The sequence below is a fragment of the Caballeronia sp. LZ008 genome, from assembly GCF_031451435.1.
Taxonomy (GTDB): domain Bacteria; phylum Pseudomonadota; class Gammaproteobacteria; order Burkholderiales; family Burkholderiaceae; genus Caballeronia; species Caballeronia zhejiangensis.
The window spans coordinates 1,381,001-1,393,959 of record NZ_JARUXK010000001.1; the positions used below are offsets into that span (position 1 = coordinate 1,381,001).

The following is a 12,959-nucleotide window of genomic DNA, read 5'->3' on the forward strand; positions in this document are numbered from 1 at the left end:
GCGCGCTCGACCTCAGGCGTCGGCCGGAAACGCGTAGGGCAGCGGCACGAAAGTGAGCGCGGGACCATCGGCGGAACCGACATGCACCGAGCCATTGTCAAGCGCCGCGAGCTTGATCTCGACGAGACAATCGACGCCGCCATGCTCCGCGGGCGCGACGTTGACGACGAGTCCGCACGGCTGGCCGGGATCGTCCGAATGAAAGAGCTCCGCGCCGGGCGTCGCGCTCTCGACGTGCGCGAGCGCCGTGCGCCGCTTGATCGTGCCGCGATACTGGCTGCGCGCGACGATCTCCTGCCCGGGATAGCAGCCCTTCTTGAAGTTCACCGCGCCGAGCACGTCGAAGTTGACCATTTGCGGGACGAACTGCTCGACCGTCGCGTGCGTGATGCGCGGCTCGCCCGCGTGGATGTCGAGCCAGTCCCACATCTGCTCGGGCACGCGCTTGAGTTTTTCATCGAGTTTCGCGAGTTGCGCCTCGACATCGGCTTTCGGGCCGACCCACAGGAAGCGCGGCCGATGCGCCGCGTCCGGCACGCGGATCAGCGAACCGTGCGGGCCTTCGACCTTGACATGCACGCCGTCGGGCAGCGCATCGAAAATGCCGGAGAGCGCCGCGCGCACGTCGCCCGCGAAGCCGACGGCGGCCACTTCGGGCGTCGCGTCGGTGAGTTTCGCCTTCGCGCGCAGCACGAACATCGACAGGCGTTTCTGCACGGCCGCCTGCACGTCGTGTGCGATCAGGAGACGCACGGCGTCGGCGGTGCGCCACATCAGGAACGAGCCGAGGAGCCGGCCCTTGGCCGAGCAGTAGCCCGCGAGACGCGCGGTCGACGCGTCGAGATGCTGGACGTCGTTCGTAAGCTGACTGTGCAGGAACGAGGCGGCGTCCTCGCCCTTGACGTCGATCACGCCGAACTGGGTGAGCGGCATGTATGCGCCGGCGGTCTTGACGGAATCGAAGTCTGAAGCGGCGAGAGCGATGGTCTGGGAATTCATGAGTCGGCGGGCTGTCAATCCTATCGTTTGGGCGCGGGCCCGGGAATGCGGCTCTGGCGCAGGCGGCAAGTTATTATATTGGTCTTATCTCAAGCGTGTTTCGCATGTCCTTTCTGAAGAAATGCGTCGTGGCAGCGGTGCTCGCCGCCGTGCTCGCGGCAGCCGTCGCGGGCGGCGTGTACTGGTGGGCCAACCGGCCCATGGAATTGCCGACGCCCGAACTCGACGTCACCATCAAGCCCCACAGCAGCCTGCGCAGCGTGAGCGCCCAGTTGAACCGCGGGGGTGTGCCCGTCGAACCCGAGCTTTTCGTGCTGATGACGCGCGTGCTCGGCCTGTCCGCGCAACTGAAATCGGGCAATTACGCGTTCAAGACCGGCATCACGCCTTATGAGGTGCTGGAGAAGATCGCGCGCGGCGACGTCAACGAATATGTCGCGACCGTCATCGAAGGCTGGACGCTGCAGAAAATGCGCGGCGAGCTCGACAGCAATCCCGCGCTCAAGCACGACACCGTCGGCATGACCGACACCGACCTGCTGCGCGCGATTGGCGCGGCCGAAGTCGACAAGGCGTCCGCCGAGGGCCTGTTCTTCCCCGACACCTATCTGTTCGACAAAGGCACGAGCGATCTCGCCGTCTACAAACGCGCGTATCGGCTGATGCAGGCGCGCCTCACGGAAGCGTGGAACACGCGCGCACCGAATCTGCCTTACAAGACGCCTTATGAAGCGCTCGTGATGGCGTCCATCGTCGAGAAGGAGACGGGGCGCGCTGCGGACCGGCCGCTCGTCGCGGCGGTGTTCGCGAACCGGCTGCGCATCGGCATGCCGCTACAGACGGACCCGAGCGTGATCTACGGCTTAGGCCCGGCCTACGGCGGCAAGCTGAAGAAAAAGGACCTGCAGACGGACACTCCGTACAATACCTACACGCGCATGGGCCTGCCGCCGACGCCGATCGCGCTGCCCGGCGTGGCCGCACTGAACGCCACGCTCAATCCCGCCTCGAGCAACGCGCTGTATTTCGTGTCGCGCGGCGACGGCAGCAGCATCTTTTCCGACAATCTCGGCGACCACAACAAGGCCGTCGACAAATACATCCGGGGTCAATGAATGGCGCGCGGCAAGTTCATCACGTTCGAAGGCATCGACGGCGCGGGCAAGACCACGCATCTGGACTGGTTCCGCGAACGGCTCGAAGCCAAAGTGGAACCGGGCGGGCATCGTGTCGTCATGACGCGCGAGCCGGGCGGCACGCCGCTCGGTGAAACCCTGCGCGGCATCCTGCTGAATCAGCCGATGGACCTCGAAACCGAAGCGCTGCTCATGTTCGCCGCGCGCCGCGAGCATCTGGCGCAGGTGATCGAACCGGCGCTGTCGCGCGGCGACTGGGTGCTGTCGGACCGTTTCACCGACGCCACGTTCGCGTATCAGGGCGGCGGCCGCGGTCTGCCGCGCGACAAGCTCGAAGCGCTCGAACGCTGGGTGCAGGGCGGTTTCCAGCCCGATCTGACCGTGCTTTTCGACGTGCCGACCGACACCGCGAGCGAGCGCCGCTCGGCCGCGCGCGCGCCCGACAAGTTCGAAAGCGAATCGGAGGCGTTTTTCGAGCGCACGCGCAGCGAGTATCTGCGCCGCGCGGATGAATCGCCGCAGCGCTTTTTCATCGTCGATTCGACGCGCTCCATCGACGAGATTCGCAGAAAGCTCGAAGAAGTTATCGCAAGCGTTTGAATTCAAAAGAATCTATCGATGATCTATCCCTGGCAAACCGACGACTGGCAGCGTCTGCAGCAATTGCGCGCGCACTGGCCGCACGCGCTCCTGCTGCACGGAGAAGCGGGCATCGGCAAGCTGCAGTTCGCCCAGCATCTCGCGCAGGGTTTGCTGTGTGAGACGCCCGCCGCGAATGGCGAGCCGTGCGGGACTTGTCCGGCGTGTCACTGGTTCTCGCAAGGCAATCATCCCGATTACCGCGCGGTGCTGCCCGAAGCGCTCGCGGGCCTTGCCGCAACCGGCGACGCAGCCGACGCTCCCGCCGACAAAGCCGATGGCGAAGAAGGCAAGAAGACCCGCACGCCGAGCAAGGAAATCAAGATCGAGCAGGTGCGCGGGCTGCTGGATTTCTGTGGCGTGGGCTCGCATCGGGGCGGCTTGCGCGTCGTCGTGCTGTATCCGGCCGAGGCGCTCAACGTCGCAGCGGCGAACGCGCTCTTGAAGACGCTCGAAGAACCGCCGTCGGGCGTCGTGTTCCTGCTGGTGTCGGCGCGCGTCGACCGGCTGTTGCCGACGATCATCAGCCGCTGCCGTCAGTGGCCGATGAGTGTGCCGCCGGCGAACGAAGCGAGTGCGTGGCTCGCGTCGCAAGGCGTCGACGATCCGGCGGCGCTCCTCGCGCAGGCGGGCGGCGCGCCGCTCGCTGCGCTCGCGCTGGCGAACGACGAGAACCGCGCCTTGCGCGACTTCACGCTCGCGCAACTTGCCGCCGGACCGAATTGCGATGCCTTCGCGTGCGGCGAAAACCTGCAGAAGCTGCCGGTGCCGCTCGTGCTCGGCTGGTTGCAGCGCTGGCTTTACGATCTGCTCGCGCAACGCACGGCTAGCCGTCCGCGCTATTTCCCCGCCGCGGCGAAGGCGCTCGCACGTTGCGCGCAAAGCGCCGATCCGGCCGCGCTCGCGCGCTACATGAAGACCGTCACGCGGCAGCGCGCGGTAGAAAATCATCCGCTGAACGCGCGCCTCGTGTTCGAGGAACTGTTCATGGGCTATCGCGGGATCTATACGGCCTGAGCGGCCAGAGCGGCCAGAGACCGTCGAGCCGCGCCGCAAGGAATGCATCAAGGAGCACCCGATGTTTGTCGATTCACACTGTCATATCAACTTCGAAGGGCTCGCGGACCGATTGCCCGACGTCCTCGACAAGATGCGCGCGCATTCCGTGACACATGCGCTGTGCGTGTCGGTGGATCTCGAGACGCTGCCTTCGGTGCTCGCGATCGCCGAGCAGCACGAAAACGTCTATGCGTCGGTCGGAGTGCATCCCGACCACGAGGATATGCGCGAACCGAGCGTCGCGGAACTCGTCGAGCTGGCGAAGCATCCGAAAGTTTGCGCGATCGGCGAAACCGGGCTCGACTACTATCGGCTGGAAGGGCGCAGCATCGCCGACATGGAATGGCAGCGCGAACGCTTTCGCACGCATATCCGCGCCGCGCACGCGACGGGCAAGCCGCTCATCATCCACACGCGGTCGTCGTCGGACGACACCTTGCGCATCATGCAGGAAGAGCGCGCGGACGTGCCGGGCGGCGTCATGCATTGCTTCACCGAACCGTGGGAGATCGCCGAACGGGCGCTCGCGCAGAATTTCCATATCTCGCTGTCGGGCATCGTCACGTTCAAGAAGGCAACCGATGTGCAGGACGTCGCGCGGCGCGTGCCGATCGAGCGCCTGCTCATCGAAACCGATTCGCCGTACCTCGCGCCGGTGCCGTATCGCGGCAAGCCGAATGAACCTGCGTACGTGAGTTATGTCGGACGTTTCATCGCGCAGTTGCGCGAGCAGCCGGAAGAGGCCGTCGCGCAGGCGACCACCGACAACTTCTTCCGGCTCTTCAAGATCGCGCGGCCAGTCTGAGGGCGGCCGGCCCGCGCGCAAAAAAACTGTTCCAAGGCAATTCGAAGGTCACTTATGAACACTTCCCCGATGGTTTCCACTCTGAACACGACGCGCGGTGCGCGCAAGGGCACGGCCGTGCGCGGACTCGTCGCCGGCGCGCTGCTGGCGGCCTGCGCGATCGCTCAGCCGGTCTGGGCCGCGTCCGTGGACTCGCTCATCAAGGCGGTCAAGTTCGACGACGTATCGGCGGTCAAGAAGCAGCTCGCGCAGGGCGCGGACCCGAACACCGTCGACAACACGGGCACGCCGATCCTCGTGATCGCCGCGCGCGAGAAGTCCGACAAGGTCGGCCAGTTGCTCGCCGACAACCCAAAGACCGATCTCGAGAAGCTCGATCCCGCCGGCGAAAACGCGATGATGCTTGCCGCGCTCAATGGCGACGCGACCTTCGTGAATCTGCTGATCGCCAAGGACGCCGAAGTGAACAAGAAAGGCTGGACGCCGCTGCACTACGCTGCGACCAACGGCCATGACGACATCGTGAAGATTCTGGTCGACCATTCGGCCTATATCGACGCCGGCTCGCCCAACGGCACGACGCCGCTCATGATGGCGGCGCGCGGCGGTCATCTTTCGACGGTCAAGCTGCTGCTCGACTCGGGCGCCGACCTGCGCGTGAAGAATCAGCTCGGCCTGACGGCGGTGGATTTCGCGCAGAAGTACAACGAGAAAGATGTCGCCGAAGGTCTGAAGGCGCGTCTGGACTCGATGCAACAAGGCGGCGGCGCTGCGCAAAGCGGCTCAAACGGTGCAAAATAACGGCGCGACATCAAGTCACGGGGCGAGCGCGGTCAGGCGCGGCCGCGCATCGCTCCGAACCCGTTGCTCCGACCAAGCCGCCGCTCAACATAAAAGGAAGACCATGCTGCGGGAATTCGTCCTCGCCTGTGCTCTCGCGACGCCCGTCTGTGCGTTCGCGTTTACCGGCAACGATCTGAACAAGCTCTGCACCAAAACGGATCCCAACTCACGGACCGCCTGCGCGGCCTATATCGAAGGCGCGGCGGACGGCATCTACAACACGATCGAGGCGATCGGCGGAACCTCCGGGCCGCAGGTCGGCCAGTACTTCTGCCTGCCGGCGGACGTGAAGCCGCAGCAGCTTACGGACGCGGTGCGCAAGTACATCGCCAACAATCCCGACAAGGCCGATTTCAACGCGACCACGATGGTTTCGCTCGGACTCGGCAAGGCGTTTCCCTGCAAGGCGGAACGCTGAACATCTGGTGACGCCGGAGCACTGGCGTCACGCTTGCTGAACCAAGAGGCGACGGCCGCGCCCGGACGGCCATCGCCGCTGCTGTCTGCAACCTGGCGCAATATCGCGCAGCACCACGCATCCGTGCGATGCGACCGCCGTATCCTCCTCGCCGCTTTCACTTTCTCGAGGCTGATCCCGCGACGCTCATGCTCTCACTCGACCATTTCCTGAATCTTGCGGAACGTCCGCTCGGCACCTGGCCCGGCGCGCTCGTCGTGGCCGTCATCGCGGTGGCGTTTGCGATTGCCGCGCATCGCATCGGCGCGCGCATTCTCGTGCGCATCGCGCGTCCTTATCCGCTGATGAGCGTCGTGCTGCGCTATATCGACACGCCCGCGCTCATCCTGCTCATCATCCTCGGGCTCGGTTTCATGATCTTCGAGGCGCCCGATACGCTGCCGTTCATCGGCGTGCTGCGCGATGTCGAGACCGTCGCGCTGATCGTCGCGCTCACGTTTCTCGCGGCGCGCTCGGCGGGCGCGGTGGGCGAGGCGATCGTGCAGGCGCATCCGCTCGACACCGACGACAATCTCAACGCCCGCCGCATCCACACGCAGGCGCGCGTGCTCGCGCGCTCGGTGATGGTGGTGATCGTAATCATCGGTTTCGGCGCGGCGCTGATGGCGTTTCCGAGCGTGCGGCAGATCGGCGCGAGCCTGCTGGCGTCGGCGGGCGTCGCCGGGCTCGTCGCCGGTATCGCCGCGCGGCCGGTGCTCGGCAATCTGATTGCGGGCTTGCAGATCGCGCTGTCGCAGCCGATTCGCCTCGACGATGTCGTCGTGATTCAGGGCGAATGGGGACGCGTCGAGGAAATCACGGGCACGTACGTGTCGATCCGCATCTGGGATCAGCGGCGGCTTATCGTGCCGTTGCAGTGGTTTATCGAAAATCCGTTCACGAACTGGACGCGCAACAGTTCGCAGATCATCGGCACGGTGTTTCTGTATGTCGATTACCGGATGCCGCTCGCGCCGCTGCGCGAGGAGCTGGAGCGCATCCTCGAGCACGCGCCGGAATGGGATGGCCGTGTGCAGGTGCTGCAGGTCACCGACGCCACCGATCGCGCGATGCAACTGCGCGTGCTCGTCAGTTCGTTCGACTCGGCGCTGAATTGGGATTTGCGCTGCCGCGTCCGCGAAGGGCTCGTGAACTTCGTGCAGGCGACTTATCCGCACTATCTGCCGCGCGCGCGGGCGGATCTGTCGACCGACAAGGAAAGTCACGTCGATTTCGCGCCGCCGCTCGAAAGGGCGGGCACGGCACACGCGGCAAGCACGGCGAATACGGCCGCCGATCCGGTCGCGAGCCGCGGCGAGCCGACCGGGCCGGATCCGAAGGCGCACGCGGCGGCGTCCACCGCGCCGGCGCCGGCAGAAAAGACCTGACGGAAACCCGCGCGGCGTTTCCGGGTCGAAAATTTCGGGTTGATGCTGAGAAAGTCACGTTAAGTCACGTTGATCACGTTCGAAGAGGAAAAGGAAAGTCTATGAGCCGTCTCGTCGTCGTATCCAACCGGGTCGCCACGCCGACCGAAACCAAGGGCTCCGCGGGCGGGCTCGCCGTCGGCGTCTTCGGCGCGCTGAAGGACAGCGGCGGCGTCTGGTTCGGCTGGAGCGGCGACGTCGTGAGCGAAACCGTCGCGAATCAGGGACCGAAACTCGAACAGGACGGCGCGGTGACCTTTGCGACCGTCGGCCTGCCGAAAAAGGACTACGACCAGTACTACCGCGGTTTCTCGAACGCGATGCTGTGGCCGGTTTTCCACTATCGCAACGATCTCGCCGTCTACGACCGGGACGAGTACGCGGGCTACCGGCGCGTGAACGCGTGGCTCGCGCACAAGCTCATCAAGCTGCTCGAACCCGGCGACATCATCTGGGTCCACGACTATCACATGATCCCGTTCGCCGAGGCGCTGCGCTCGGCGGGCATCACGAATCGCATCGGCTTCTTTTTGCACATTCCGTTTCCGTCGCCGCAGATCCTGTTGAACATTCCGCCGCACGAGGAACTGGTGAAGTCGCTGTGCTGCTATGACGTCGTCGGGTTTCAGACGGAAAGCGATCGCGTCGCGTTTCACGACTACATCGTCCGGCACGCGCACGGCACCGCGACCCCCGACGGCCACGTCGAGGCTTTCGGACGCAAGCTGCGGACGAACGTTTATCGCATCGGCGTGTTTCCCGATGAAATCGCCGAGCAGGCCGAACGCGGCGAGGCGCGTCAGGACGTGATGGACCTGAAGCAGAGCCTCGAAGGCCGTAAGCTCATCATGAGCGTGGATCGGCTCGATTACTCGAAAGGACTGGTCGAGCGCTTCCGCGCGTTCGAGCATTTTCTGGAAAAGTCGCCCGAGTGGCGTGGCAATGTCACGCTCGTGCAGATCGCGCCGCCGACGCGCTCGGACGTCGAAACCTATCAGCAGATTCGCCAGAACCTGGAGTACGAAGCGGGGCGCATCAACGGACGTTACTCCGGGCTCGATTACACGCCGATCCGCTATCTCAATCAGCGATACGACCGCTGGAAGCTGATGTCGCTGTTTCGCGAATCGCAGATCGGGCTCGTCACGCCGCTGCGCGACGGCATGAATCTCGTCGCGAAGGAATACGTCGCGGCGCAGAACCCCGACGATCCCGGCGTGCTCGTGCTTTCCCAGTTCGCCGGCGCGGCCGATGAAATGACCGGCGCGGTGATGGTCAATCCGCATGATATCGTCGGCACGAGCGAAGCGATCGGCCGCGCGCTGGCGATGCCGCTCGCCGAGCGCAAGCAGCGCTACGAGACCAACATGGCGGCGCTGCGCAAGCACGATCTGGGCGTGTGGCGCGACAACTTCCTCGCCGATCTGCGCGGCGACGCCGAACGGTAACCGTCGCCGGAAACGAATGTTTCCGTGCTGTAACAGAGCGATGAAAGTGCAAGAGACGTCCGGAACGGGCGCATCCGCACTCGATAATGGGCTTCATCGCAGCGGATGGCGGAACGATTCGTAAGGGCAAACCTCGTTGTCCGGCCTTACGATCCGCTGTCATACTCGATGCGCGCCGCGGCTGGCAAGCGATCAGCCGCACGTCGATATCCGCATGGAGACGAGAACGATGAGAATTGCCCAGATTGCTCCGCTGACCGAATCGGTGCCGCCGAAGCTCTATGGCGGGACCGAGCGTGTGGTGTCGTACCTGACCGAGGCGCTCGTCGAGCTCGGTCACGAGGTGACGCTCTTCGCCACCGGCGATTCGCAGACCAGCGCCAACCTGGAACCCGTGTGGCCGCGCGCGTTGCGGCTCGACCCGGCGATCCGCGACCGCATCGCGCCGCACATGCTGCTGATGGAACTCGTGCGCCGCCGCGCCGAAGAGTTCGATGTCCTGCACTTTCACATGGACTATTACTCGTTCTCGCTGTTCAAGCGCCAGGACACGCCGTTCGTGACGACAATGCACGGCCGGCTCGATCTGCCCGAGCAGCAGCCCGTATTCGATACGTTCAACACCGCGCCCGTAATCTCCATTTCCGACGCGCAGCGGCATCCGCTGCCGCAGGCGAAATGGGTCAGCACCGTTTATCACGGCTTGCCGGAGAAGCTCTACGTGCCGCAGCCGGTGGAGCAGAAGTATCTGGCGTTCCTCGGACGCATTTCGCCGGAAAAGCGCGTCGATACGGCCATTCGCATCGCGGGCCGATGCGGCTTGCCGATCAAGATTGCCGCCAAGGTCGATTTCGCCGACCACGAGTATTTCGAGCGCGAGATTGCGCCGCTGCTGGAGCTGCCGTATGTCGAGTACGTCGGCGAGATCAACGACAGTCAGAAAGCCGAATTCCTGTCGGGCGCGCACGCGCTCGTGTTTCCGATCGACTGGCCCGAGCCGTTCGGCCTCGTGATGATCGAGGCGATGGCGTGCGGCACGCCGGTCATCGCGTTCAATCGCGGCTCGGTGCCGGAAGTGGTGGACGAGGGCGTGTCTGGCTTCATCGTCGAGGATGAAATCGGTGCGGTGGCCGCGGTGAATCGTCTGCATACGCTGTCGCGCGAGCGCGTGCGCAATCGCTTCGAGGAGCGCTTCACGTCGCATCGCATGGCTCGGCAATATCTCGAGGCGTATCAGTCGGTCGTGCGCGCGCAGAAGCGTGCGCGCTTCAAAGTGATCGATCGCGCGACGACGACCTGACGCGCGACCCGACACGACGCGGGAAAAAACAAAAAACCGCCGTGTGGCGCGACCCGGAAGGTCGCACCACACGGCGGTTTTGCATTCGCCGCGAGGTAAAGCGCGACGCGCTCAGTACTTGATGCGCGACACCTTCGTGCCTTGCAGCGACACGTCGGCCATCAGGCCGGCGTTGGTCAGGACGATGGCCTCGACCGGTTTCGTGGCGGTGGTCGTGTCGATCACGCCGTTCGCGCCCATCTTCACCAACGCCACCGATGCATCCGCGCCCGCCGACCAGCCGTCGGAGTTGCGGAATTTGTCGAGCGCATCCTGCGTCATGAACAGGAAGATCAGCGCCTTCGACTGCGCGCCTGCCTGCAGGCCGAACGAGCCGGACGTCGTGCTGTAGTACCCGACGCTGCTGCCGCCCACACGCAGCGCACCCTTGCCGTATTGTGCGCCGACGATGAAGCCGGCCTGAAGCACCGACGGGAACACCAGCACGCCGCGCGCTTTCGCGACCAGCTCGCGCGAGCCGCCGACGGTGGCATAGAGACGCTGGATCGTGCTGTCGACATCTGCGTCGATGGCGCGGCGGTCATCGGCGGCGCCCGCGGCCGCTTCGCTGCCGGCGTTCCGGTTTGCCGTGCAGCCGGCAAGCGCGAGGCCACCCATTGCCAGCACGGCCGTCGACTTGAGCATGAAGTTTCGTCTTTGCATCATTGTTCTCCATCGTGGAATTTAGGAAACCCCATAAGAGCGGGAGGGTGAGGCACGCCAAGTTATAGCACAGCAAGGTGAAACCGCGAGCCTCGGCCCATGCGCCGAAAGCCTTGTCAGGCTTGGGTCTTCAGGCTCCGCAACATTCGGGCGAACAAGCCGGACCTAGCTTACTCCGAATCCGTCCCCATAAGCGTCAGGCGCGTCGTTAAATTACACAAATCTTTCGAAGCACACATCGTCTGATACAAGGTTAGACGAAGCTTTGACCAAACCGAAATGGAAACGGCGTTTTCGCCCGAAGTGCGGCCCAAGGCGAGCAGAATTTTCGTGACGCTGCCTTTAGGTCGTACGAGAAAACCGCTGAAGGAAGTAGCAACGACCGTACCCGAGGCTTGGTCACGGATGGGTCGTCGTTTTTACTTCGGCGGAGGGCGGCGCGGGCGTGTGTTGCGGACGGCGCAGCGCGCGCCGGATGCCGCCGATCAGCACGCCGAGCACGAGCAGGAACGCTGCGGGCACGATCCAGTAGCCGACGAACGCATGCCAGAGATAATCGGCGAGCGTCGCCTTGCGATGCGCGTATTCGTTGAGCGCTTCCTGATGCTTCACCTCGGTGGCGGCGATGGCATCTTCGGGACAACCGGCTGCGCGCGCTTCTTCGGACGTGCCGTGGCAGCGCGCCGCGGCGCCGGCCGCGCGTTGGGCATCGGTCAACTCCCAGCTGGCAAGCGACTTCTGGAGATCGACGTTGTTGTACGCCATCTCCTCGCGCACTTCGTTCACCGCGACGATCAGCACCGGCACGAACCAGAACGTGATCGCCACGAGCCACCGCCTGAACCAGCGGTTCTTGTGTCTCCATGCCATCCGATGCCTCCATGCGCGGCTTTTCGCCTCGCTCGAAACGGCGGCGGCCGATGGCGTCTTTCTTGTATTTCGTAAGGGGCCGCCTTCGCGCCATCTTATGAGAAAAAGACGACGGTGCGAATCACTAGCTTGGGTGCAGTGCAATATCGGCCGGTAGGGAGCGTAAATACGCAAGGGGCGCCGCGCGCGAACGGCGCGGCGTGCAGAACGCGAACGCAGGCGAGATCAGCCCTTGTTGCTGAGGCAGCTTTTCATGAAACTCTTGCGGTCGTCGCCTTTCTTGTCGCCTGCCTGGCTGTTGCACGCCGTCATCTTCTGCTGCTGCGTCATCGGCGCGGATGCGGCAGCCGGCGCGGCGGACAGACAGCTCTTCATGAAGGCCTTGCGGTCGTCGCCTTTCTTGTCGCCCGCCTGCTTGTTGCAATCGGTCATCTTGCTTTGCTGACTGTTGGCGGCGAAGGCGACGTTCGCGCCGAGCGTCAGGCTCAGCACGGCGATGAGGGCGGTGGCTCGAATGGTCATGTGACGCTCCCTGATTTGAGTGACGGTTGTTGTTCGACGGCGCGTGTCTGCATCGGCATGTCGCCCGCGCATTATGGCAAACACAATATGAACGGTGTGCGGGATAGGGTGAAATCGGGAGTCGCGGGAACGAGGCTTGCAAACGCCTTTCGTCGCCGGCGATCCGCACGACCGATGCAGCCGACGTATGATCGTGCGATGCATGTCAATGCGAAAGGAGATCGTCCATGTCCACGCCGCTGTCGGATCATTACAAAGGCTTCGAGATCAAGGTTCAGGCATTGAGGCGCGCGAAGGATCGCGACGAGCCGGACGACAGCCCGCGACACTTCGACATAGTCGTGACGATCGCGAAGAGCGCGCACGGCCAAAGCGGCCGCTCGGTGATGTTCGGCGTGCCCGATCAGGAACCGTTCGACAGTCCGATCGACGCGACGCGCGCGGGCATCGACTACGCGCGCGACATCATCGACAACAAGGTCGAAGGGCAGTCGGTCGAAGATCTCTGAGTCTTGTCCGCAGGCAACTAAAAACGCCGTCGAGCACCCGTTCGACGGCGTTGTCGTATGTGCTGCACTACACGTTAGCCCGATTGACCTCCGGCGCCTGTCCAACGAGAATCGACGGCGAGCAAACGTTCAAACGTGCGCGAAAGGGCGTCGAAGGCATTGGCGCGCGAGCGTCCGGCGCGTTTCGATTGGCGTTGCTCGCGTTCGCTGCATCTCGCAAGACCAACAAACCAGAATAAGCAT

The 12,959-nt window shown here is 64.1% G+C and carries 14 protein-coding genes; 10 read left to right on the forward strand and 4 right to left on the reverse strand.

Annotation, left to right across the window (positions count from 1 at the left end; translation table 11 throughout):
• Positions 1–12 precede the first annotated feature (12 nt).
• Positions 13–999, reverse strand: a complete 987-nt coding sequence (locus tag QCE49_RS06525) for a folate-binding protein YgfZ (protein ID WP_008349691.1) — start codon at positions 997–999, stop codon at positions 13–15.
• A 104-nt stretch (positions 1,000–1,103) separates the two neighbouring features.
• Here QCE49_RS06525 and mltG point away from each other — a divergent pair, with 104 nt between their 5' ends.
• From mltG to QCE49_RS06570, 9 genes are all read left to right on the forward strand, one after another.
• Positions 1,104–2,114: an endolytic transglycosylase MltG gene (mltG, locus tag QCE49_RS06530; protein ID WP_008349688.1), complete on the forward strand. Its 1,011-nt coding sequence runs from the start codon at positions 1,104–1,106 to the stop codon at positions 2,112–2,114.
• Positions 2,115–2,735 (forward strand): dTMP kinase, encoded by a 621-nt coding sequence (tmk, locus tag QCE49_RS06535; RefSeq protein ID WP_250439725.1) that lies wholly within the window; start codon positions 2,115–2,117, stop codon positions 2,733–2,735.
• Positions 2,736–2,753: 18 nt separating this feature from the next.
• Positions 2,754–3,791 (forward strand): DNA polymerase III subunit delta', encoded by a 1,038-nt coding sequence (locus tag QCE49_RS06540; RefSeq protein ID WP_008349685.1) that lies wholly within the window; start codon positions 2,754–2,756, stop codon positions 3,789–3,791.
• Between the two features lie 61 nt (positions 3,792–3,852).
• A complete protein-coding gene (locus QCE49_RS06545) occupies positions 3,853–4,638 on the forward strand; it encodes a TatD family hydrolase (protein ID WP_008349683.1) in 786 nt (261 codons plus the stop codon).
• Between the two features lie 54 nt (positions 4,639–4,692).
• Complete coding sequence (locus QCE49_RS06550) at positions 4,693–5,439, forward strand: ankyrin repeat domain-containing protein (protein ID WP_033535925.1); 747 nt, start codon at positions 4,693–4,695, stop codon at positions 5,437–5,439.
• 103 nt (positions 5,440–5,542) lie between these two features.
• Positions 5,543–5,899, forward strand: a complete 357-nt coding sequence (locus tag QCE49_RS06555) for a Rap1a/Tai family immunity protein (protein WP_008349679.1) — start codon at positions 5,543–5,545, stop codon at positions 5,897–5,899.
• Between the two features lie 188 nt (positions 5,900–6,087).
• Positions 6,088–7,326, forward strand: a complete 1,239-nt coding sequence (locus tag QCE49_RS06560) for a mechanosensitive ion channel family protein (RefSeq protein WP_250439729.1) — start codon at positions 6,088–6,090, stop codon at positions 7,324–7,326.
• A 101-nt stretch (positions 7,327–7,427) separates the two neighbouring features.
• Positions 7,428–8,813 (forward strand): alpha,alpha-trehalose-phosphate synthase (UDP-forming), encoded by a 1,386-nt coding sequence (otsA, locus tag QCE49_RS06565; protein WP_175982897.1) that lies wholly within the window; start codon positions 7,428–7,430, stop codon positions 8,811–8,813.
• Positions 8,814–9,042: 229 nt separating this feature from the next.
• The gene (locus QCE49_RS06570) at positions 9,043–10,113 is read left to right on the forward strand and encodes a glycosyltransferase family 4 protein (protein ID WP_008349671.1); all 1,071 of its coding nucleotides are present in this window, start codon (positions 9,043–9,045) and stop codon (positions 10,111–10,113) included.
• Between the two features lie 111 nt (positions 10,114–10,224).
• Here QCE49_RS06570 and QCE49_RS06575 read toward each other — a convergent pair whose 3' ends face one another.
• From QCE49_RS06575 to QCE49_RS06585, 3 genes are all read right to left on the reverse strand, one after another.
• On the reverse strand, positions 10,225–10,815 hold the full coding sequence (locus tag QCE49_RS06575; RefSeq protein ID WP_008349670.1) for a YSC84-related protein: 591 nt from the start codon (positions 10,813–10,815) through the stop codon (positions 10,225–10,227).
• Positions 10,816–11,214: 399 nt separating this feature from the next.
• Entirely contained in the window at positions 11,215–11,685 is a 471-nt protein-coding gene (locus QCE49_RS06580) for a hypothetical protein (protein ID WP_244808084.1), read from the reverse strand.
• A gap of 225 nt (positions 11,686–11,910) precedes the next feature.
• The gene (locus QCE49_RS06585; protein ID WP_008349666.1) at positions 11,911–12,207 is read right to left on the reverse strand and encodes a PsiF family protein; all 297 of its coding nucleotides are present in this window, start codon (positions 12,205–12,207) and stop codon (positions 11,911–11,913) included.
• Between the two features lie 227 nt (positions 12,208–12,434).
• On the opposite strand from QCE49_RS06585, the gene QCE49_RS06590 reads away from it, so the two are divergent.
• Positions 12,435–12,716 (forward strand): hypothetical protein, encoded by a 282-nt coding sequence (locus tag QCE49_RS06590; RefSeq protein WP_250459237.1) that lies wholly within the window; start codon positions 12,435–12,437, stop codon positions 12,714–12,716.
• The last annotated feature ends 243 nt before the right edge of the window (positions 12,717–12,959 follow it).

Coding starts and splice junctions, on each gene's coding strand:
- mltG (WP_008349688.1), top strand. CDS start 1,104: ATGTCCTTTCTGAAGAAATGCGTCGTGGCAGCGGTGCTCGCCGCCGTG.
- otsA (WP_175982897.1), top strand. CDS start 7,428: ATGAGCCGTCTCGTCGTCGTATCCAACCGGGTCGCCACGCCGACCGAA.
- QCE49_RS06540 (WP_008349685.1), top strand. CDS start 2,754: ATGATCTATCCCTGGCAAACCGACGACTGGCAGCGTCTGCAGCAATTG.
- QCE49_RS06555 (WP_008349679.1), top strand. CDS start 5,543: ATGCTGCGGGAATTCGTCCTCGCCTGTGCTCTCGCGACGCCCGTCTGT.
- QCE49_RS06575 (WP_008349670.1), bottom strand. CDS start 10,815: ATGCAAAGACGAAACTTCATGCTCAAGTCGACGGCCGTGCTGGCAATG.
- QCE49_RS06525 (WP_008349691.1), bottom strand. CDS start 999: ATGAATTCCCAGACCATCGCTCTCGCCGCTTCAGACTTCGATTCCGTC.
- QCE49_RS06545 (WP_008349683.1), top strand. CDS start 3,853: ATGTTTGTCGATTCACACTGTCATATCAACTTCGAAGGGCTCGCGGAC.
- QCE49_RS06590 (WP_250459237.1), top strand. CDS start 12,435: ATGTCCACGCCGCTGTCGGATCATTACAAAGGCTTCGAGATCAAGGTT.
- tmk (WP_250439725.1), top strand. CDS start 2,115: ATGGCGCGCGGCAAGTTCATCACGTTCGAAGGCATCGACGGCGCGGGC.
- QCE49_RS06550 (WP_033535925.1), top strand. CDS start 4,693: ATGAACACTTCCCCGATGGTTTCCACTCTGAACACGACGCGCGGTGCG.
- QCE49_RS06580 (WP_244808084.1), bottom strand. CDS start 11,685: ATGGCATGGAGACACAAGAACCGCTGGTTCAGGCGGTGGCTCGTGGCG.
- QCE49_RS06585 (WP_008349666.1), bottom strand. CDS start 12,207: ATGACCATTCGAGCCACCGCCCTCATCGCCGTGCTGAGCCTGACGCTC.
- QCE49_RS06570 (WP_008349671.1), top strand. CDS start 9,043: ATGAGAATTGCCCAGATTGCTCCGCTGACCGAATCGGTGCCGCCGAAG.
- QCE49_RS06560 (WP_250439729.1), top strand. CDS start 6,088: ATGCTCTCACTCGACCATTTCCTGAATCTTGCGGAACGTCCGCTCGGC.